This window comes from Klebsiella sp. 10-1 (genome assembly GCF_009758445.1).
GTDB classification, from domain to species: Bacteria; Pseudomonadota; Gammaproteobacteria; order Enterobacterales; family Enterobacteriaceae; genus Klebsiella; species Klebsiella scottii.
In genome coordinates this window covers 479,130-502,349 of sequence record NZ_WQRE01000003.1, presented here as the reverse complement: position 1 = coordinate 502,349, position 23,220 = coordinate 479,130, and the positions used below count along the sequence as shown (strand labels likewise).

General features: G+C 39.8%; 18 protein-coding genes. All 18 read right to left on the bottom strand.

The window, feature by feature from the left end; genetic code table 11:
• Positions 1–6: 6 nt before the first annotated feature.
• The 18 genes from rfbB to GO007_RS14135 all read right to left on the bottom strand — a co-directional run bounded on the left by rfbB (position 7) and on the right by GO007_RS14135 (position 23,014).
• Entirely contained in the window at positions 7–1,071 is a 1,065-nt protein-coding gene (rfbB, locus tag GO007_RS14220) for a dTDP-glucose 4,6-dehydratase (RefSeq protein ID WP_095101365.1), read from the bottom strand.
• Positions 1,072–1,228: 157 nt separating this feature from the next.
• The gene (gene rfbK / locus GO007_RS14215) at positions 1,229–2,599 is read right to left on the bottom strand and encodes an O9 family phosphomannomutase RfbK (RefSeq protein ID WP_095100904.1); all 1,371 of its coding nucleotides are present in this window, start codon (positions 2,597–2,599) and stop codon (positions 1,229–1,231) included.
• A gap of 21 nt (positions 2,600–2,620) precedes the next feature.
• On the bottom strand, positions 2,621–4,036 hold the full coding sequence (locus GO007_RS14210; protein WP_095100902.1) for a mannose-1-phosphate guanylyltransferase/mannose-6-phosphate isomerase: 1,416 nt from the start codon (positions 4,034–4,036) through the stop codon (positions 2,621–2,623).
• Between the two features lie 281 nt (positions 4,037–4,317).
• Positions 4,318–5,724: an NADP-dependent phosphogluconate dehydrogenase gene (gene gndA, locus GO007_RS14205; protein ID WP_095100900.1), complete on the bottom strand. Its 1,407-nt coding sequence runs from the start codon at positions 5,722–5,724 to the stop codon at positions 4,318–4,320.
• 328 nt (positions 5,725–6,052) lie between these two features.
• Positions 6,053–7,450, bottom strand: coding sequence for an undecaprenyl-phosphate glucose phosphotransferase (wcaJ, locus tag GO007_RS14200; RefSeq protein WP_095100898.1), 1,398 nt, complete (start codon positions 7,448–7,450; stop codon positions 6,053–6,055).
• A 65-nt stretch (positions 7,451–7,515) separates the two neighbouring features.
• The gene (locus tag GO007_RS14195; protein WP_095100895.1) at positions 7,516–8,670 is read right to left on the bottom strand and encodes a glycosyltransferase family 4 protein; all 1,155 of its coding nucleotides are present in this window, start codon (positions 8,668–8,670) and stop codon (positions 7,516–7,518) included.
• A gap of 79 nt (positions 8,671–8,749) precedes the next feature.
• On the bottom strand, positions 8,750–9,760 hold the full coding sequence (locus tag GO007_RS14190) for a cellulase family glycosylhydrolase (protein WP_143350171.1): 1,011 nt from the start codon (positions 9,758–9,760) through the stop codon (positions 8,750–8,752).
• A 27-nt stretch (positions 9,761–9,787) separates the two neighbouring features.
• Complete coding sequence (locus tag GO007_RS14185) at positions 9,788–10,912, bottom strand: glycosyltransferase family 4 protein (protein ID WP_157349203.1); 1,125 nt, start codon at positions 10,910–10,912, stop codon at positions 9,788–9,790.
• Positions 10,909–11,955 (bottom strand): glycosyltransferase family protein, encoded by a 1,047-nt coding sequence (locus GO007_RS14180; RefSeq protein ID WP_143350170.1) that lies wholly within the window; start codon positions 11,953–11,955, stop codon positions 10,909–10,911. Before GO007_RS14180 ends, GO007_RS14185 begins: the two co-directional genes overlap by 4 nt.
• 4 nt (positions 11,956–11,959) lie before the next feature.
• Entirely contained in the window at positions 11,960–12,925 is a 966-nt protein-coding gene (locus GO007_RS14175) for a glycosyltransferase family 2 protein (RefSeq protein ID WP_095100892.1), read from the bottom strand.
• Between the two features lie 26 nt (positions 12,926–12,951).
• Positions 12,952–14,172, bottom strand: a complete 1,221-nt coding sequence (locus tag GO007_RS14170; protein WP_095100891.1) for a hypothetical protein — start codon at positions 14,170–14,172, stop codon at positions 12,952–12,954.
• 56 nt (positions 14,173–14,228) lie between these two features.
• Positions 14,229–15,185: a hypothetical protein gene (locus GO007_RS14165; protein WP_095100890.1), complete on the bottom strand. Its 957-nt coding sequence runs from the start codon at positions 15,183–15,185 to the stop codon at positions 14,229–14,231.
• 18 nt (positions 15,186–15,203) lie between these two features.
• Positions 15,204–16,076 carry a polysaccharide pyruvyl transferase family protein gene (locus GO007_RS14160; protein WP_095100889.1) on the bottom strand — a complete coding sequence of 291 codons (873 nt, stop codon included), beginning with the start codon at positions 16,074–16,076 and terminating at the stop codon, positions 15,204–15,206.
• A gap of 3 nt (positions 16,077–16,079) precedes the next feature.
• The gene (locus GO007_RS14155; protein WP_095100888.1) at positions 16,080–17,603 is read right to left on the bottom strand and encodes a lipopolysaccharide biosynthesis protein; all 1,524 of its coding nucleotides are present in this window, start codon (positions 17,601–17,603) and stop codon (positions 16,080–16,082) included.
• 101 nt (positions 17,604–17,704) lie between these two features.
• Entirely contained in the window at positions 17,705–19,870 is a 2,166-nt protein-coding gene (locus GO007_RS14150; protein ID WP_095100887.1) for a polysaccharide biosynthesis tyrosine autokinase, read from the bottom strand.
• A 16-nt stretch (positions 19,871–19,886) separates the two neighbouring features.
• Entirely contained in the window at positions 19,887–20,321 is a 435-nt protein-coding gene (locus GO007_RS14145) for an arsenate reductase/protein-tyrosine-phosphatase family protein (RefSeq protein ID WP_095100886.1), read from the bottom strand.
• Positions 20,322–21,458, bottom strand: a complete 1,137-nt coding sequence (locus GO007_RS14140) for a polysaccharide export protein (RefSeq protein ID WP_095100885.1) — start codon at positions 21,456–21,458, stop codon at positions 20,322–20,324.
• 122 nt (positions 21,459–21,580) lie between these two features.
• Positions 21,581–23,014, bottom strand: a complete 1,434-nt coding sequence (locus GO007_RS14135; protein WP_095100884.1) for a capsule assembly Wzi family protein — start codon at positions 23,012–23,014, stop codon at positions 21,581–21,583.
• Positions 23,015–23,220: the final 206 nt, after the last annotated feature.

Here is a 23,220-nt window from a genome sequence, read left to right as displayed (position 1 = left end):
CAGATATCAGTTATTCAGGCCCAGACGCTCGCCAGCATAGGAGCCGTCTAGCACACGCAGCCACCAGGACTGGTTATTCAGGTACCAGTGCACGGTTTTCTCAATGCCGCTCTCGAACGTCTCCTGTGGTACCCAGCCGAGATCGCTCTGAATTTTCGTGGCGTCAATAGCGTAGCGCAGGTCATGCCCCGGACGGTCGGTCACAAAGGTGATCAGGTCTGCAAAGTGGCTGATGTTACCTGGCTTCTGGGCCACCACCTTATCGAGAATGGCGCAGATGGTGCGCACCACGTCGATATTTTTACGCTCGTTATGGCCGCCGATATTATAGGTCTCGCCACTTTTGCCTTCTGTCGCTACTTTATACAGAGCACGAGCATGGTCTTCGACATATAGCCAGTCACGGACCTGTTCACCGTTGCCATATACCGGCAGTGGTTTACCCGCCAGGGCATTGAGGATAGTGAGCGGGATCAGTTTTTCCGGGAAGTGATAAGGGCCATAGTTGTTAGAGCAGTTGGTCACCACAACCGGCAGGCCGTAGGTGCGGTTCCAGGCACGAACCAGATGGTCGCTGCCGGCTTTGGAGGCAGAGTACGGGCTGCTCGGCGCGTATGGGGTTTCTTCGGTGAACAGGTCATTGGTGCCATGCAGATCACCATAAACTTCATCGGTGGAAATATGGTGGAAGCGGAAGGACTGTTTCTGCTGCTCGCCGAGGGTGGACCAATAGTGGCGGGCCTCCTCTAGCAAAGTAAAAGTGCCGATCACGTTGGTCAGGATAAAAGCCGCAGGTCCGTCAATGGAGCGATCCACGTGACTTTCCGCAGCAAGGTGCATCACGATATCCGGACGGAATTCGCTGAACTGCGCAGACACGGCAGCGGCATCGGTGATATCAGTCTGGGAAAATGAGTAGCGTTCGCTCCCGGCCACCGTAGCCAAGGATTCGAGGTTGCCGGCATAGGTCAGACAGTCCACCACGTGGACTTCATCCAAGGTATTTTCAATGATATGGCGAACCACGGCAGAGCCAATAAAACCTGCGCCACCTGTTACAAGAATCTTCATGATAATCTTGTCCGAAATAGTTTCGTTGATAAAAGGGCATAGCATTTTTAAATGCCCCTTTAATTAAAGAGAGAGAAATTAATGAATCTTTTGATTTCAAAAGATATACAGTATCTTTAAATGACGCCAAATTATTTTCATTAATTGTTTGATTACTTTATGAAAGGAGATTGAGTATTTCTTTTGTTTTACTCTCCATCAGACTACTATCCGCTCTGGACTCAACGTTCAGACGCACCACTGGCTCCGTGTTGGATGTGCGCAGGTTAAAGCGCCACTCAGGGTACTCAATACTGATACCATCCGTTGTGTCGATGTGTGTGGCCGCCTGCTCATACTGCGCCCGGATACGAGCGATCGCTTCCGCCGCATTACCCAGTTTGCGGTTAATCTCCCCCGAGGCAGGGAACGCCGCCTGGCGGTCCGCCACCAGCGACTTCAGCGAGCTGTTTTTCAGGCACAGCAGCTCCGCCACCAGCAGCCACGGGATCATCCCGCTGTCGCAGTACGCAAAGTCTCGGAAGTAATGGTGCGCACTCATCTCCCCGCCGTAGATGGCGTCTTCCTGGCGCATCCGCTCCTTGATAAACGCATGCCCCGTCTTCGACATCACCGGCTGGCCACCACTACGGGTTACGATGTCCACTGTGTTCCACGTCAGGCGCGGGTCGTGAATGATTTTCGCCCCGGGCTGCTTCTGCAGGAACGCTTCCGCCAGCAGGCCGACAATGTAGTACCCCTCGATAAACGATGCCTCGTCATCGAACAGGAAGCAGCGGTCGAAGTCGCCGTCAAAGGCAATCCCCATGTCCGCCTGATGCTCGCGCACCGCATCGGCGGTGTCCTGGCGGCACTCCGGAAGCAGCGGGTTCGGAATACCGTTTGGGAAATGCCCATCCGGCTTGTGATGCACCTTGATAAAGGTCACCGGCGCCCCGGCCACCGCGAAGCGTTTCTCCACCTCATCAATCACATGCCCCGCAGCCCCGTTGCCGGAGTTCACCACCAGCTTTAGCGAACGGTTGAAGTTCGCCAGGTCCACGTAGCCCATAAGGTGGTCGACGTACTCCTTCAGCACAGAAATCTGACGCAGGGTGCCGCGGCTCGCCGGGTCCACCGGCGGGAACTGGTTCTCCTCCGCCAGGCGCTGGATATCGCGCAGCCCGGTGTCGCCGCTGATGGGCTTCGCGTTCTCGCGCACTAGCTTCATGCCGTTGTAGTTCATTGGGTTGTGGCTCGCCGTCACCTCGATCCCGCCGTCCACCCCGAGGTGGAAGGTGGCAAAGTAAATCTCTTCGGTGCCGCTCAGACCGATATCAAGTACGTCGGTGCCGGCGTCCATCAGCCCCCGGGCCAGCGCCAGCTTCAGCGACTCGCTGGTGAGGCGCACATCGCCCCCCACCACAATCTTCTCGGGTTTCAGAAATTCGCCATAGGCGCGCCCGATACGGTAGGCGATGTCCTCGTTCAGCTCGTCGCCCAGTTCACCACGGATGTCATAAGCCTTAAAGCATGTTAACTGTGTCATTCTGCGTCTTGTCCCGAAAAATTAGCAACGACCATACTGGTCTTTAATACGGATAATATCGTCTTCGCCGAGGTATGACCCCGACTGGATCTCCAGCACTTCCAGCGGAATACGGCCCGGGTTTTCCAGGCTGTGCTCGGCCCCTATAGGAATAAAGGTGGACTGGTTCTCCGTCAGCAGGAACTGCTTGCCGTTGACCGTCACCTGGCCGGTACCAGCGAGAATAACCCAGTGCTCCGCGCGGTGGTGGTGCATCTGCATGGAGAAGGCGCCGCCCGGTTTAACCGTGATGCGGTTGACGTTAAAGCGCGGGGTCTGCACCACCACGTCGCAGCGGCCCCAGGGACGGTAAATCTCACGGTGGCGCTTGTACTCGCTGCGCTGGTTCTGTTTGAGGAATTCGACCGCCTTCTTGACGTCCTGGGCGCGCTCGCGGTTCATTACCAGCACCGCGTCCTTGGTGCTGACAATCACCAGGTTCTCCACGCCAATCGCCGCCACCAGCTTCTCGTCGCTGTTGATGTAACAGTTTTCGCTGTTATGCACCCACGCATCGCCGCTGAGCACGTTGCCCTGCTCATCTTTCGAGCTGACCTCCCATAGGGCGGACCAGGAACCGACGTCGCTCCAGTCGGCATCGAGACCGACCACCACTGCATCGGCGGTTTTTTCCATCACCGCGTAGTCGACGGACTCGTCCGGGCACTCGCAGAAAATGTCATGCGGAATGCTGATAAAATCGCTGCCGTTATCCGCGGCGCTGACCGCGGCCTGGCAGGCCTCAAGAATATCCGGGCGGAACTTGGCCAGCTCGGAGAGATATTTTTTGGCGCGGAACATAAACATACCACTGTTCCAGTAGTACTCCCCGGAGGCGAGGTAGGCCTCGGCGTGCTCCCGGTCCGGCTTCTCAACGAAGCGGGCCACCTGGTAAGGGGTATAGGCGCTGTCAGTAAGCGCAACGCCGCGCTGGATGTAGCCGTAGCCGGTTTCCGGGGTATTCGGCACAATCCCGAAGGTTACCAGATGCCCTTCATCGGCATACTGCTCGGCGACGCGGATCGCATCGTGGAAGACTGGTTTGTTATTGATGATATGATCTGCGGCAAGGACCAGCATCAGCGGGTCGTCCCCGTGGCGAGTGGCCTGGAGGGCCGCCAAGGCAATGGCCGGGGCGGTGTTGCGCCCGACCGGCTCGAGAATGATGTTATTCGACAGTTTATTGAGCTGGCGCAGCTGTTCGGCCACCAGGAAACGGTGTTCTTCGTTACAGATGACCATCGGTTGATGGATTTCAAGGCCCGAGAGTCGGGTGATGGTTTCCTGCAGCATGGAGTTCTGCCCGTACAGCCGGAGGAACTGTTTCGGGTAAAGCTCGCGAGACATCGGCCAGAGACGACTGCCGGTACCGCCAGCCATTATCACAGGAAGTAACATATCAATTTCCTTTAATTAAAACCCTGTTATTTAACACCCAGTAAATTACTGAGGCCAGAAGCAAACTAATATAGAGGCACAAGATAATAAACATGGTAAATTCTTAAAAGCCTTAAAAGCCTTAAAAGCCTTAAAAGCCTTAAAAGCCTTAAAAGCCTTAAAAGCCTTAAAATTAGATATTATAAATACTTTCAGAAAGGAAATGTATTTGGTCAGTTTATAAAATTAAATATAAAGATAAAAACAGTCAGGCCTAATGGCCTGACTGCGACAAATAAAGATTATTCCAGCCACTCTGTATGGAATACACCTTCTTTATCGGTTCGCTTATAGGTGTGCGCACCAAAGTAATCACGCTGAGCCTGAATCAAGTTAGCGGGCAGAACCGCAGAACGGTAGCTGTCGTAGTAGGCAATTGCTGCAGAGAACGTCGGTACCGGAATACCATTCTGCACGGCATAGGCTACCACATCACGCAGCGCCTGCTGATAGTCATCCGCAATCTGTTTGAAGTATGGAGCCAACAGCAGATTAGCAATGCCGCCATTTTGCGCATAAGCATCGGTGATCTTCTGCAGGAACTGAGCACGAATGATACAACCTGCACGAAAAATCTTAGCGATCTCACCGTAGTTAAGATCCCAGTGATATTCATCAGAAGCAGCACGCAGTTGCGAGAAGCCCTGAGCATAGGAAACGATTTTACCGAGGTACAGCGCGCGACGCACTTTTTCGATAAATTCAGCTTTATCAACTGCCGGCTGAGCCTGCGGGCCGCTCAGAACTTTCGATGCCGCCACACGCTGGTCTTTAAGAGAAGAGATATAACGAGCAAACACGGACTCAGTGATCAGAGACAGAGGTTCGCCAAGATCCAGTGAGCTCTGGCTGGTCCACTTACCGGTACCTTTGTTTGCCGCTTCATCAAGGATGACATCGACGAGGTATTTACCCTCTTCATCCTTCTTAGTGAAGATATCTTTGGTAATGTCGATCAGGTAGCTACTCAGTTCACCTTCGTTCCATTCGGTGAAGGTTTGTGCCAGCTCTTCGTTGGACAGTGCCAGACCGCCTTTCAACAGAGCATAGGCTTCGGCAATCAACTGCATGTCGCCATACTCGATGCCGTTATGAACCATCTTCACATAATGGCCAGCGCCATCAGCACCGATATAGGTGACACACGGCTCACCGTCTTCAGCAACTGCAGCAATCTGCTTCAGTATCGGAGCAACCAGTTCATACGCTTCTTTCTGGCCACCAGGCATAATAGAAGGACCTTTCAGAGCCCCCTCTTCTCCACCGGATACACCAGTACCTATGAAGTTAAAACCATCGGCGGACAGTTCGCGGTTACGACGAATGGTGTCCTGGAAGAAGGTATTACCACCGTCAATGATGATGTCGCCTTTATCGAGGTAAGGCTTTAGAGAATCAATGGCGCTGTCGGTGCCAGCCCCTGCCTTCACCATCAACAGGATACGACGTGGTGTTTCTAGGGATTCAACAAACTCTTGTACTGTGTAGTAGGGGACCAGTTTCTTGCCTGAGTTTTCGGCAATCACTTCTTCGGTCTTTTCACGGGAGCGGTTGAAAACGGAGACGGTATAACCACGGCTTTCGATGTTTAGCGCAAGGTTACGCCCCATCACTGCCATACCGACAACCCCGATCTGTTGCTTGGACATTACATACTCCTGTCAGGTGTGGTCACTGCGACAAACTCGCAGCTTATGTGATCACTATGTTAGCGCAAAGATGACAATTAGAATAGAGAAAGGACATTCAAAATGTGGAAGTTGAAATGTGTTTATTCCGCTTAAACAAGCAAGATACAAAAAAATATTAATAGAAACGTAATAAAATATAAAAAACATGTACACTCTGTACAAAAGTACAAAACATCGCAGCATTAAATATTAATCACACTAACAAATCTAAGAACCTTGAACATATTACATGTTTTTTAAATTAAGCAAAAAAAAAGAAGTAACAAGTTTCATAATCAGAGAAGAATCAATATGCCGATTTATTAACAAACCCTTTAAAAACAGTTAAAAAAATGATTTTTAAATCCAACCAGATACTCCACCCACGGATATATAATAGATCGTATTCAATTCTTTTTTCCATTTTTTCAAGAGTGTCCGTTTCTCCTCTCCATCCGTTAATTTGAGCAAGTCCAGTAATACCGGGTTTAACTTTATGCCTAAGCATATACCCTTGAATTAAAGATCTATACTGTTCATTATGAGCAACGGCATGAGGTCTTGGCCCAACCACTGACATTTGGCCAAAAAGAACATTAAAGAACTGAGGTAACTCATCCAAGGAGGTACTTCTTAAAAATCTACCAATTTTTGTAACCCTAACATCATTTTTTGTTGCTTGTATAACATTATTGTCATTTTCCATAACAGACATACTTCTGAACTTCCAAACCTTAATCGGCTTGCCATCCATGCCATACCGTATCTGTCTAAATATAATTGGCCCTGGTGACGTAAATTTAACAGCGCACGCAATAACAATCAGGATTGGTGAAATAACAAACAGAATGATCGATGAAACTATTATATCTTCCAACCGTTTGAAAACCATGTTAATGCCATTCAAGGGTGTATCAAAAAGAGGAACAACTGGCACTCCGTTAATCTCTTCAGTACGTGACTGAAGAATATTAAATGTAAAGAGATCAGGAATTAACAAAACAGAACATGTTGTATTTGTTAACTGAGCAATAACATTTTTAATAATAACTTCATCCTTCATATTTAAAGCAATATAAATCCGGTCAATTTTTCCTTCTTTTGCTTCTTTAATTAAAGCTTCAAAGTTTCCACCATAAGGGACACCTTCTAAATCTATGGTAGTATCATCATCATATATACCCTTAACAACAAAACCTAACCAAGGTTCTTCCATAAACCCTTTAAGTAAGTTGATGCCGACTGGTGTTGCCCCAACAACAGCAACAATACGATTATTATAACCTAATTTCCTTAAAAAACCCGCACATAAACGAATACCAGTGCGACACAATATAAACCCAACAGTTACAAATATAAACCAAATAACTAACACATGATAGGCAATATCAAAAGATGGTGTAAGTGATACGATTCCTAATGTTAATAAAAAACTAAGAGACCAATTTTTTAGTATAAGAATTAATTCAGTAGATATTTTAACACCACGCCAGGAACGATAGAAATCGGTTATACCACCTATCATTTGAAAAATCACTATAACAGATAAAGCAATTACAATATTTTTATATCCAAAGTTAACCCCGCTAAAAAAACAAACTAAATATATGCCAAGAAAAACAATAGAAATATCTGAAAATCTTTGGACCATAGATATTAATGATGCATTAGCATTAGCACGTGCACGATGCGAGAAAGTTTTCATAAAAATCTCACCATAATCATAGCAGGGTATTGTTTAAACATAAACATCCATTAAGCCTTAAGCATTTAATAAGTAATTTTTTTAGCTTCCTGAAAAATCAACCACTTGCTATTAATAAAGCTGTCCATTTCATCTTTAAATCGGGACGCCGAGAATCTAAAGGAATTTGAACGACAGTTTTCAGGTTCGAAAAAATCTATGTTTTGTTCAAAGGCATTTACTTTATTAATAATCGATTCAGTAGTTTGCTCATTAAAAAACATTCCTGTGGGTTTATCTACACCCAAAGGCCGAATTGTCTCCAATGCTCCTCCTTTGCCAAAAGCTATAACTGGAGTTCCACAAGCTTGAGCCTCAACAGGAGTTATTCCAAAATCTTCTTCAGCCGCAAAAACGAAGGCTTTTGCATTTTGCATATGCTCTAACATAATATGATTGGGTTGATATCCCAAGATTTCGATGTTTTTTGCAGCTTTTGATTTTACCTTACCTATTTCACTACCATCGCCTATGACTATCAGTTTTTTATCTGGCATTTTAGAAAATGCTTCAACAATCAAGTCAATACGCTTATATGGTACCATTCTTGACGCAGTAAAATAGTAATCCTCTTTTCTATCATTAAGAGTAAATTTCTCTACGTCTACAGGTGGATAGATAACCGTAGACTCACGATTGTATACTTTTTTAATACGTCTAGAGATAAATTGAGAGTTTGCAATAAAATGATCAACACCATTTGCAGTTCGATAATCCCAAAGTCTGATTTTGTGTAACAAATATTTGACAAAAAATGCTTTAATCCCTTTATTAAAGCCAGCTTCCCGAAGGTATTGGTGTTGAAGATCCCAAGCATAACGTATGGGTGAGTGAACATAACTAATATGTAATTGATCAGGACCCGTTAAAACACCTTTAGCAACTGCGTGACTACTAGAGAGAATAATGTCATGCGGAGAAACATCTAATTGCTCAATAGCTAAAGGCATTAGAGGTAAATATTTTTGATAGTTTTTCTTTGAGTTCGGCAGATTTTGAATAAATGATGTGACGGCATTTTTTCCATGTAATTCTTTTCGAGCTTCAGGCTGTAAAAAATCTACGATAGAATATAGTTCCGAATCCGGAAAAATATCTAAAAACTCTTTTATTACACGTTCGGCACCAGCATATGTAACGAGCCAATCAGCAACAATCCCAATATTTGGTTTTTGTAACATAAAAAGTCCTAATGCATCATAAAATATAGTTTAAAAAATCATATACATAACCATAGAATAAATATTAATGGACCTACGGTTACCAGCAGGATTTACTCTTAAGAGATCGTACTATTGGTTTATCGTCCCAGTTATACTTATAAATACCAAAACCCGGCTCTGTTGGATGAGCATTATTCGGCAGACCATCTCTTAATTGATATATAATTACAGCTGAAATTCCAATTTTCTTGGCATCGCAAATAGCATTGCTAATAAATTTATTTTGAGAATCCTCACTAATTCCTTTATTAGAGTTTGCAGTACTCCAACCTATCTCTGTAATAAAAAGTGGTTTGTCAGCAAATCCACTAGTATTTTTAATAAGACTAGATGCATATTTTATTTGTGACAAGTATGCCCAATATTCATTATATGGTGGAGTTCTGTATACTACGTAAGGATGAATACCAATCACATCGGTATATTCAACCATATCCGGTGATAAAAAAAACCTTAAGAAATCCTCAGATGTCAGTCCCAATTCTTTATTAAAGGCGCCATTAGAAAATTCACCAGTAATGATAACTGACTCAGGGTTTATCTTTTTAATGGCCGGATAAACAGCCTTTACTAATACCTTATAATCGCGGACACTGCCTACCGAAGTAGAGCCCGCTGTACCATTCCATTCATTCCATATTTGATAATATTTAACTCGTCCTTTGAAATGATTTACCATATATGAGACATATTTGACATAAGCATTAATGGCCTCTTCATTCGTAGGTTTGTCTCCATTTTGATAATACTTATTACCATAAGCTAGTATCAATATAGGTTCTAAACCCATTGATTTCTGCTCGTTAATAACTTCATCCCATTTTTTCGGTATTGTTAATTGACCTTTTTTTATTTCAACATCACGCCACAAAGCATCCATTCTGACATACTTACCACCAGCTGATTTTATCTTAGTATTAGCGGTGCCAGGATCTAATGAGGCTGGGTTATTCGACAATAAATGAGCTGCGATTCCGACGTTGAATTCTTCTGCGTAAGAAACAGTGATATTAAAAAAGCACCATATACATAAAAACAATTTCAACATATAAGCCTCATTTGCATGGCGGAAAAATCATTTAACATTATCGATATAGCTTGAAATATTAGCAAACAAAACTGGTAACGAAAACTCCTTTAAAGCCTTCTTCCGCCCTTGCGTCGCAACAGTTTTAAATTTTTCTCTGTTATTATCAATATTGCATATTGCTTGTTTTAAGCTAGTCGCATCTCCTGGTGGAACTAATATACCGATAGATTCATCGTTAATTATTTCAGGAACGCCACCAGAATCAGTTGCTATGACAATACGTCCAGCAAGCATACCTTCAACAACTACCCGTCCAAAAGGCTCTGGAGAAGTCGAAGAATGTATAAACACATTACACCATGATAGGTGTTCTTTAATATCTAATGAAAATGGATAAAACTCAACCCTATATTGCAAGTTATAATCTGAAACTAGTTTCTTTAAATAATTGAAATATTCATCTTCTCCGAAATTAGCGGAACCGACGATCCTTAACTTGACGAAATCAAGATCTTTAATTGCTTCGATTACGATATGTTGCCCTTTCCAAGGCGATATTCGGCCCAATGACAATATATTTAAGAATTGTTCATTGTAATTTATATCGCTAATACTCAAGAAGTCATCAGCATTAACTGCATTTAATATAACAGTACACTGTTTTTTATTTCCACCAGATGATATAAAACAATCTTTAGTATAAGAGGAATTAGCAATAACATTCGTATTAAAGATTTTTGTAAAGTTAATGACGGTTTTAATAACAATTGCCGAAAAATTATCCTTTGTTAGTGCATCTCTTAAATGAAGTATAACTTTCTTTTTTATGCCAATCAAACTTAAAGAGGATATCACATACGATTTAAAAGAGTTTGTATATACAACGTCATATTGCTTTAATAATTTTCTAATTGTGAACAATTTTGAAATCAGTAAGAAAGCGGACTTGCAAACCTTAAAAAAACTAACATTCCTTTTCAAGGGATATAGTATTTTTTCTATATCATATAGTTTTACATCCACATTTTTATCTTTAAGCATTTTGTGAAACTCACCATCCCCAAAGAGTAAAACAGAGGAATTTTCTTTAAACTCTATCGCTATATCAAACAGTGAAAGTTGAGCACCGCCAATACGTGAAGTATGATCAACAAATATTGTTTTTTTCATGACATTACCTTTTTTGGGGTACATATTTTTTTAATCATCATAGAAATATAATCCCCAAAGCTTTCCCATGTATTATTATTGATGAAATCAGACAACTTATCGACATTTATGCTTTCTATATTTTCTATTAGGTTATCAATTTCAGAGTACTCAGAGAAAGTCTTGCATAGTCCTTCTTTCTCTAGATCATTAAATGCACCAACTTTAGGTCCAATGGCATGCCCTCCTAATGCAATGGTATCCATCAATGCACCAGAACTTGATATAGATCCTGACTTATAGGGAAACAATACGCTTTTACTATCTTCAATCAACAAAGCCAACTCCGAAAAATCAACTTTCCTGTTTTGGATTTCTATATTTTCAGGGCAGCAACTCAAAAGCTCTTGAAAATAACTTTCATTTTTGCACCTACCAATTATTAGTATTTTATCAATATTTTTTTTCTTATTCAAACTGTAGAACTTCAAAAATTCTAGTATTCCTTTGTATGGTTCTATAGAGCCCCAAATAATTGCATCATATGTTTTATTTGCCCTATTATTATCGTGAGGAGGTGAAATTTTATTATTTATTAAAGACTTATTAATAGGATGATGTACAAAAATAATTTTTCCTTTTATTTTTTTATTACTTCTTAAAAAAGCCTCAGCCTGCTTAGAATGGGTGATAATTATATCGCTTTGATTATATAATAGATGCAACATTAACTTAACAAGAATATTATCCCCTTTATGTGGGAATATATTATGCATAACCCATATAATTTTGACATCCCGTATTTTCAGAATAAGAAAAACGAACAAAGCAATAATAAATTGAATTATTGCAAACCTTTTTATCGCAACATTCTCAATCCAATTTAAAATCACAACATCATTCTTAAATGCTGAAAATAAGAAATCTAAAATATCAACAGAATATTTTGACTTCTTGTTGATATTAAAATCAGCGTTTAATGAATTAATAAACTCTTGACAATAAGGGTTGTTCACAACTTTTGTTTCATCATTCCGAGGTGGCGGATAAAAGTATATATTCATTCAATTACCTAGACTTGGCTTTCGCTTTTTTTAAAGCAAGTAAGTTGATAAAGGCATAGTCTTTCAAGGATATATTATATTTCTCAAGTTTAGACAGCCAATAAAAAAGATTATATAAGTATTTTTTACCATTAAAAAAACCACTATACGCCAAGGTATGTATGTTTTTTTTGCGTTTCAATTTATCTAAGTCTTTTGTTATTATTTCTTTAATCAATTTATCCTGTTCTTCAAGATTGCAGCATTGAGATAAAAAATCACTATACCAATCATACTCATATACAATCGCCTGGAGCTTTAATTCAACAGAGCCAGAAGAAGAAATAGTTATCGGACTTCTTCTATAGTTTAATAAGGGCTTATTGATATGAATAATACCTTTATCCTTCATTGCTAAATATGCAGTGATATCATCTGAAGCCCAGGCTAGTTTATTATAGAAAAAGCCATCATTTTCAATCAAGAAATCACGCTTATATACAAAATCAGAAATAAATTGCTGACGAAAACCATTCAATCTATGCCACATATTATCTAGTAAAGATTCATATTGAGGCCAACTTTGAGTTAATGACGTGATAACAGAGTGTTCATCAATAATATTCGATCTGCAGTGATATACGTTAAACTGCGGATACTCTAAGATCGCATTATAAAACTCCTCTAAATAATGCTTATCCAAGGTATCGTCATCACCCATTAGCAAAAAATATTCGCCCGTTGCAAACGATAAACACTTATTCCAATTGCCGATAACTTCTTCGGCACCATAATTCTTTTCATTTTTAGAATAGATTATACGGTCGTCATTAAATTTTTGTACTATACTATTCAAATCTTCTGGGGATGCATCATTAACAATGATCAACTCGAAATTTGTATATGTCTGATTAATTATACTTAATATACAATCATATAAAAATTTAGCCTTGTAAGCAGGTATGCCGATCGAAAATTTAATATCTTTCATTCTATTTTCCACTATTGATTAAAAACCTAAGAATGTTGGTATTTAAGCTTGTTAACTCTGTTAAGAGAGTCCATTTCTAAAAGATAAAAAGAAATACAAATTGGTATAATGTCTTTAAATATCCAAGATGATGTTACAGATACGCATGCAATATAAATTATAAACATTTTTGCATAAACAACATCGGCAGAAACAGATTGTTTAGCAGCTCGGAAAAACATTAGTATATATAAAAATAATCCAATAAATCCAAATCGAATGAAAACTTCTGCATATCCAACATCACTCAGAAAATAGGCGAACAGTTCCTTAATATTCACTTCTTTATGACCATACAATGATTCTACATGCGGTACCCCATTACCAAAAATATCAGTAAATAAATTTTTCGAGTAAGAGGTTAAAAAATATTGATATTCTAAAAGCCTAACATTCTCATCACCAGTATTATGATCTTGTAACTGTTTAGTACTGATGTAAATCAATCTACTTATTAAACTATCATCGTTAATGTTGATGTTAATGCCATTTACAATAATGACAAGAGTAGTTAACGCCACAATAATCCAAAGCCATTTTGTTTTTCTTAATAGAAATACTACAGAGATTAAAAAACTAAATAGGATCATTTGGCGTGCAACTTGTAATATGATTATGGTAAATAAGAATACAAAACACATCATCCATTTCGCATTTCTTTCATAAACATATTTATTTACAGCAATAAAAAATCCGAGGACTAAAAAACCCTTACCTTCTAATGATAGTCTGAATATACCTCGGCTATCGTCAATACCCGCATCAGGATCAGAACTAAAAATAACTTGTGGTGCTTTGAGCATACCGTAGCACCATAAAATAATATACACAAAGCAAAAAAGGAAAGCAATTCTCTCTAATTGTTCTTTTTCTGGTTTTACTTTCATTAAAAGGAAAAAATATATTAATCCTAAGTATGGCGCTGTCGCCCTAAAAGATAATATTATATCTTGCCCCCAAAATAATAAGGAACTGAACATCGAAAAAATAATGGTCAAAAGCAAAAGACGAAACGGCACTTCATATTTTGATTTTCTCTTTATTTTAAAGAGACTTGGAAGCAAATAAATGATCAATCCCGAAATCATTGCAAAAAATAACAATTTTGCAATAGTAACATTAATGCTAATATAATGATAGAATTGATAAAAAATCACAGGATATATATATAACATATAAATCCCGATATTATTTTTATTTATTTTCATTACAAATCTCTTTAAGTAATATTATTATTTATTATTATGATATAAAAATATAGAGGTCACCAATAGCATCCATTTTCAACTTTTGAAAATCCATCAATCTTGGCATTCTGTCCTGGACGCACCCAATACTCATTATAAAACTTACTAATTTGAGGCAAATCATCCCAACGTTTTCCTTTTATTCCGAATAGAACTTGAGTCCATCCAGCAAGATGAACAGATTGTTTACCTAAATTTTTAATAAATGATGCTAAAGGTAAACCGTAGGCTCCACAACCTATTATTGCCACATCGAAATCAATTCGCTTAATGTCATTTTGCATTTTATCTAACGCTTCGAACCATGTCTTAAATTCAGTTTTATTATCTAACATAGAAACGATGGGCTTGTATGTCAGTAATTCGAAGTTAGGCAACACATCGGGGTCCGCCCAGATAAGTTCGCGATTAGCATATTGACTTTTTATTTCATCAATGAACGGATGGATTACTAAAACTTTACGACCTTCTAAATTTTTAGTCCATGGCTGGTTATATAAAAAAGGCGCGTAGTAACCATCCAAATCAACTTTAACTGCGTTTATTAATTCCTCGGAGAAATACTTCTCATTATAAATATAACTACCTAACACATCGATATTTTTAATTCCTTGGTGATAAACTTGATAAAATCGCTCCAACAATGAAGAATCATTAGGAAAGAAACCGGCATTACTGCATAATGAATCAAGTTTTATTTTCCACCAAAGAGTTGGCTTTTCACCTCGAAAGTAATCAAGATAATCTTTTAAATTATACGACTCTTGCTTGTTGCATAAATGTGATACTAATACATTTAATTCTATAGTACCAAATTTTGAGATCATAGCTGCTTTTTTACTTTCAATTATTTTAGAAATATAATCATTGGCCTCTTGCCCTTTTATTTGAACATAGCCGTCATATAATTTCGTTCCTTCTTTTCGTCCAGTTGCATAGACTATTATTTTTCGAATAATTCTAAAAATCACCATGCCTATAACCTATAAGTATTATTTAAATTTATCGAGCACTGGAAACGGAGCAATCGACAATAAATTATCTTGCATTTTTATAAGATCTGTCATGATCTTACTGATACTCGCATATTTTTCAAATGCCGATTCATAATCATTTATTAAAGATTCATAGTTCTCAAAACCATCATAAGGCTTAATTCCTACAGAATCAAAATAATCATAGAATTTTATACCATCAGTATTAATGTCATTGTGTTTAATCCATAATGTTGGTATATCATATGCGTGCGCAACGATAACTCCGTGTAGAGAAGTTGAAAGTATATATTCGCAAGAAATTATTTCATCAACAACAAATTCAATATCTTTTGTTTTCAAGTTGATAACTTTAATATGGTTGTCATTTTCATATTTATTTTTAAAATAATCATAGTCTTTAAGATGCGGTATTATACCTACCTTAAATTGTATTTTCCTCTTCGGACAATACACTCTAGGCAAAAGTAAGCCAGGATCTCCCCAAACAGAACAATATGGAAAACCTTCTTTTTGAAGCTTTTCTGCCGAAAATCGTCCTCTCACTGCATGCAATGTGCCACCTTCGGCTCTTTCAAAATTATTCATGTAGCCACTTCCCCATACAGAAAAGTTACTTCGTGAACGATCTAGTAATGAACCGATCCCTAATACAACACTCTCACGACTGTTATAAGGTAACATTCTATTAAAATCGTATTTTTTGAAAGTTAATAGGCATTTTGTCAGTGACCTTAATTCTTTATAATATGATGGCGTTTTGTAATTTCTATATCTAACAGGTAACCCTGATAATTTTGAAATCAAATAAGGATTAAGTGCATCACCAAAGTTTTCAATATTACACCAATGTACTTTAACTTCTTTCATTTTTTAACCTTTTTTTTTAACGATTTTCGACAATTTATTAAGTAAAAAAGCTCTCTCTTCGTTTGTTATACCAATTATGCTAATAGTTGTTATCGTACATATAAAACAAAGTATGCAAACAATTAGAAAAGAGATAACTTCCTGACTATCAAGCCAATACTGTTTTACTAATATTGGAATAATTGAGGCAATTATAGATACACTCAAACAACTAAAAATTACTTTTTTGACATATGTAGATATTTTTGTTTTTAACAATTCTTTATAAATCAATAATCTGATAACAACGCATATTAATGACAGTATACAAGTAAGAATAACTGTAACTTCAGGTGATAAGCCAAAACTTAACAGCATGTATGCAAGTGGTACAGATGTTAGCAAAACGCAACCAACTATAGTTTGGTATTTTCTTATTTTTCCAGTGGCTTGAATTGCTGAAGTAACTGTACCTGAAATTGTTTCAATTAAAACATTGATAATTACTAACTGACAAAACAATACGGTATGAGAAGGGATATCAATTAACCACCATTTTAATATAATTTTTGTCTCGAGCAAAAATGGAAGTGCAACCGCAAACATAAAATAGTATGTAACACGAGAACTCAATAATACAATATGCTCCATTTCTTTATACTTCCCCTCCGCATATAATTTAATAATGTGAGGGTTTGCAGCCATCTGCACATTTCCGACGAATGTTGTTACTTGTGCTTTTATTTGATATGAAATGCTTCTTGCCGCGTTAACTACAGGACCGAAGAATATATTTAAAGTGATGTTTATTCCCTGGTCAACCATGATATTCGCAATAGATGTAAAGGAATTCCACCCAGCATAACTTGTTAACTCAGAATATAGTTTTTTCTCTTTTACAAAGATTAACTTTGTTTCTATAAATGCAAACTTACAAAAAATATAGTATGCGAATGTTATTATGATAGCAACAGATAGCATTAACAATGCATATAACTCCAATTTATCAAATGAAATATATACAATAGTAAAAGCTAAACAAAGTTTAAGCAACGCCTCGACGATACTACTCCAAGCAAAAAAACTCATTCTTTCTTTTGCAATAATAAAAGATATATATGGCACCCTAATAATAGTAAATATAAATGTAAAAATAGATGCATGATATACGAATTTCGCAGCATCATATCTTTCTTTAGGTATATTTAAATGATTACTGACAAACCAATATCCAATTGTTTCTGCAAGAATAAAGATGACGATTGCAAAAGCGATATATATAATGAATGTTGCAGAGAATAAATCTTTTAGTTTCTCACCATTACCCTTACCTATTTCAAATGAAAAAAATCTTTGCGATGCACTAGCCATTGTATTGCTGATAAAAGAAAACATCAATACAACACCGCCAGTCACATTATATATGCCAAAATCTGTAACACCCAATGTATTTAATACAACTCTCGACATATATAAATTAACTAGCAGCATTATGCTCATGCGTATATATAGCATGAAAGCATTTTTAGCGACTTTTTTACCACTCATCTTTATTTCCACGGTTAATAGTCATAACATCTATTTAATTTTGACCTAACGGAAAAATGTCAGGAAAGGCATATCATTGAACTTGATATGCCCAACTCTAATTAATTTTTATCTGTGTAGCTATAACCGTAATGATTGTATCCGTAACTATAGTAACTGCTAGCTTTTTTTACTACTCCATTTAAAATACATCCTTTAACTTTGACGCCGCTTTGTTCAAAACGTTTATAACTTACTTCAATTTCTTTCGCAGTGTTTAATTCAAATCTCGCAATTAACATTGTTGTTCCTGCGTAATTACCAATTATTGCTGCATCGGTAACTGCAAGTATAGGAGGCGTATCAATAATAATTAAGTCATAATTATTATTTGCCCACTCTAAAAGCTCATTAAATCTCGAGTTCATTAATAACTCTGCTGGATTTGGTGGTACTATACCTCGAGATATAAAATCAAACCCAGGTTCTTTTAGTTTTTTAACAGCCTTATCGGCAGATACTGTGCCAGAAAGTATTCCCGACAAACCATTTTCATTAGATACATTAAATAATTTATGCGTATACCCTTTCCGTAAGTCAGCATCGATGAATAGTACTTTCTTACCCGTTTGCGCGATTACAGCTGCTAAGTTTGTACTTACGAATGTCTTACCGGCGTTCGGACTAGCTCCAGATATCATAAGGATATTGTTTCGAGATTCTAACATAGCGAAATGAAGGCTTGTTCTCAATCCCCTTATAGCCTCTATTGCCAAGTCTGCAGGGTTCTCTACAGCTAAAAATCCAGCAGAATACTCATTACTAGCTTTCTTTTTAACCCTGATACTTTGTATAGCTTGTTTAGAGAATGCCTCTGCCACAGGAATACTCGCATATACATTAATCCCTATTTCTTCTAGCTGTTCCGGCGACTCAATTCCTCTTCTTAGGAAAATTTGTAAAAAGACTAAGCCAATTGAAACAACCCCACCGCCTATAATTCCAAGAAGCACAATAATGGCTTTTTTAGGTTTAATTGGTTTTGGCTGAGTAACAGCATTGTCAATAATCCTAACATTTCCAATGGCACTGGATTTAGCAATATTTAATTCTTGCTGTCTATTAAGCAATTGCATATATACAGCTCGCCCGGACTCAACATCGCGGCTTAAGCGGAGTATTTCCTGTTGCGTCTCTGGCATAGCAGCCACACGCTTATTTAGTTTCCCTTTTTCATCTTGTAATGTTTTCCTTTTCTCCATTAAGGCTTTATAAGTTGGGTGCTCTTTTGTATAAAGTTGTGATATTTCCGACTCTCTAAACGTCAATTCATTTAGCTGATTATCGACATTCACAATTTGATCTAATACTGATTTAGCCTCAAGAGATAAATCAACTGAATCGTTTTGACGTCTGTAGAGATTTAATTTATCTTCTGCATTATCTAAATCATTTCGAACTTTAGGTAATTGTACGCTCAGAAATTCTAAACTTTTTTCATCCTGCGCCGCTTGTCTAGATATGTTTTGAGCCAAATAATTACTACTGATGCTATCAATTATGCTTTCGATTAATTTCGGGTTATCTCCTATTAAAGACAATATTAATATTCCAGTGTCTTTTCCCTGATCAGCAACTGTTAATTGATCTTGAATATCTGAAATTGCTTTTAACTTAGTAACATATGAGACAGTAAAAGATGTTCCGGGTTGTGCAGATATACTGTCAACTTTGATCGTTATGCCTTTTTCCTCGACTAAATCTCCCACAGTACCCTTAAACTTGAAGTCATCAGTTTTAATTATATAATGCTTTTCATCCTCAACAATCAAGTTAACTTCAGGAATATCACCATCCTTTTTCGGTATATAGAGACTTGAAACTTTAATTTCTGACTCTTTTTTCCCAGAGATTCTCGCCCAACCTCTACCAAATAGCGGAAAATAATCCTCTTGCACTCGAATTTGTAAATTTAAGTCATCCACAGTTTTACCTAAAATCATACGGGATTGCAGCAATGCAATCTCCGGAGCGGATTGTGGTTGACTATCAGGAAGCATCTGGCTCAAATTACTTAATATCGCATTAGCCTGTTTCTGCTCTACTTGGACCAATGCGTCAGCTTGATATATTGGGGTTGAAAAAATAGCATAGATTAATGCTAATAAAGTAAATAAAGCAGTTATTGAAATAATAAGCTTACGATGATCAATTAACTCACCGATGATTCGGCCTAAATCTATTTCATCTGCTTCTTTTGTATTGGTTTTTTTATTTCCCGATGACATGAAATTATTCCTGATCTTATGAGCTTAATTTTTCAATCCAGCTATCGCCAGCCAGTTTGATTAATTGATATACAGATGCAAATGCTTCGTCACTTTTCCTGTAAGGATCAGGGATTTCCCGATGGTTCATCCAATGACCAAAAAGCATTGTCTTACCTCTAGCTTCAGGAGCTAACTTACCAATTTCTTCAATATGAGTTTTATCCATGACTAATATTAACTCATACTTCCTTGCTAATTCAGATGTAAATTGTTTAGCTTTGTGACCAGCTAGAGAGAGATCATTTTGCAAACTTATTTTTTCCGCACTTGCGTCCGCGGAATGATCCACTAATGCTCCAGTTCCAGCCGAGTCTATTTTTTTAGTTGGTAGATATTTTCTCAAATACCTTTCACCTATGGGAGAACGACATATATTCCCCGTACAGACGACAAGAATTGAATCGAACATTTATGGCCAATCCTTAATGAATTTTGCTGTTTCAGTCATATCATGTACACCTGAGATGGTTGGTACAAGTTGCGAAATTACGCGGTTCCAACGAACCAAAGGTGCGGTTGTTACATACACAATATCATACGGTTGTAACTGAAACTCTGTGCCCAGTACCATTGCCGAAGCATCTTGTGCATTAAGTTGATAAATATTGGCAATTTTACCCTGCTTATCACCTTTCAACTGGCGAATGACAAATACACCTGTTGCGTCACTGAATGCTTGCGACATACCTTCGGCATTACCTAATGCTTCCGCTAGAGTCATCCCACTCCGGTCCATCTTCATAGTGCTTTGTTTACCCACCTCCCCCATGACAAACACTTTAAGATCGTCATTGCGAGGTATAAAGAGAATATCTCCAGGGAAAAGTAAATGGTTCTCAGTCAAGTCGCCTTTTTGCATTAATGCGTACAACGAAACTTTAGTATCTCTACCATTATGCGTTAATACAACATTTCGCCAGTCCGCATCGGGTGCAAGACCACCTGCGGCATTAATAGCATCCATCACAGTTAATGGAATATTAGTTATCGGCTGCTGTCCTGATTTTGCGACTTCACCTGTCACATAGACTTTCTGGGATCGAAACGCCGCAATGCTAACATCGACCTGCGGGCTTTCGATATAAGTAGTCAGACGACTTGCGATCTCCTGGCGTACCTGACTTAGTGTTTTTCCAGAAACCTGAACTTTACCAATATACGGATAGAAGATCGTGCCGTCGGCATTAACCCAGTTGCCGGTATCACTTGCACTTCGGTATTGCCCTGCAGGGGTGGTCAGCTCCGGGTGATCCCAGACTGTAACCATCAATACGTCACCCACACCAATTCTATATTCGTAGCTTTTAAGTAGAATATCTAGCTGAGGGTTTGGGCGGGCCATCAGACTTTCGGGCCGAAGCTGATCTATCAACCCCGGCGTCATTGGGTAAACATTAACCAATTTATCCAGATCGTAATCACTGTCCGGTAGTTCAACCACATTCTTGCGCAGGCTATTTAATCCCTGCCCCGGAATAATGGTACAACCCGCTAAAAATCCAATTGCCAATGCTAATGCCGAAAATCTAACAATTTTTTTCTTCATAATGTCACATCATCAGTAAACCAAAATTTGCCAATTCCTGAGCTACTATTCATCTGCCAGTTTGTTGCTACCTGGCTTAGGAAGAGAACATCACTTTCTCTTCGATATTTGCAGCAGCCAGCCTATAAACTAAACGGTATTTCAATCCCTGCACTGGCCCCGACATCATCGCTATCGCTATGGTTTGCGTCGGTATACCATAATGAGGTATTCAGTCGTACTGTTTTATACACGTCCCCGCTCCATCCTAACTGTATGCCTTTCAATGTATCTGAGTGCGGAAACGCCTTATTAATTGATTGATTCTCGGGATTTACCTTAGCGAAGACTAAACGTGTACTCCAGCGCTGGTTGTCTTCCGTGACTAGTTCGACTTTGCCAGCAAACAGCTGCCCGTCTCCCCCCATTGCATCCCCCAGCGGGTATCCCTGCTGATAGTAGCCATCTTTATAGATATGGTGGTTATAGCTGTAGTTGGTTCGACTCATATTGCTGCGCGTATCGTGCGCTTCTATATACCAGTTAACCGCATCTTTCCCCCAACCGTGATGCCCTTCAACACCACCAAGGAACATATTTGCCGACGGCAGGTAGCCCGCTTCATCCTCACCGATCATCTGCCCATACAGACTTACCGGCCAGCCTAGCGTAGGCTCAAGCTTTAATTTGAAATCAAATCCTGCCAGCTGGTTCCCTGGCTCATTGGCCGTACCGGTATTATCCTGCCCGGTGAAGCCATCCCAGAAGCTGCTGAAAGACTGCGGCCGCCCTTCCCCGCCCCACTGCATAATGCGTGACGCACCCAGCTCAAGAGACTGGAATGGCGTGAAGGTCAATCGTCCGCCGATAATCTTGGTATGCGGCACTGCGACATATTGATCCATCTGGCTGGCAGAGATCTGATACTGCCATGGGCCAATCCAGCGCAGCCACCAGGTTTCCGGTGCGGACTGCTCGGCACGCTGCATTAAAAATCCGGTCATCGGCCTCGCGGCGTCGCCGCGGATCAGGCTGCCTTCGTAGCCAGGGCCCCACCACTGCTGCACCTGACCAAACGACAGCCACTGGTTCCAGAACTTCACGGCGCCATAGGCGCCATTCGCATTAAAGCGGGAGCCGTTGCTGATTCGCTCTCCGCCTTCCACATTTCCCTGCAGATGAACGTCCCACCATTCGCCGCTATTATTGAAGGCCAACGAAAGCGAGTTATCCGCGGGCTGGCTTTGGCCAAAGCCCTGCGGCGTTCCGGGCCGATCTGTCGAGGTATAGCCGCTGACGCGGAAATCAGCTTTCAGAGAAGAGAGGCGTTGGTTAATACGCGCCAGAACAACCTGTTCAGATGAGTAGGAGGGCTTTGCCTTTTTCAATGCGCGAGTAATCTCTTCCTGACTCAGGGGCCAGGTTGAAAGGCTAAGCTGGATAACGCCCCGGTCGGATAGCCACGACAGATCGTTTCGCAGCTCATTATCATTGGTTACCAGGCCAGAGGCAAAAACCTGCGAGCTTACCGAGGTAAGCAGCCCGAGAGCAAGTGCTATACGCGCAATTTTCATCATTATACAAGATCCATTTTTTAGCCCCACCAGCAAACAGGCATGATTGCGGGGAATGTAGGTGTTGAGAGCGTACTCTGACGCCAGCCTTCAGTATGTTTATGCACATCTTATACTGCAGCAACGGCCACCGGGGAGCGATATAGCGGATTGCCGCTGAAACGTTGCCGCCTCAGCGGTTGATAATCGTTCATATCGCATATAATGCA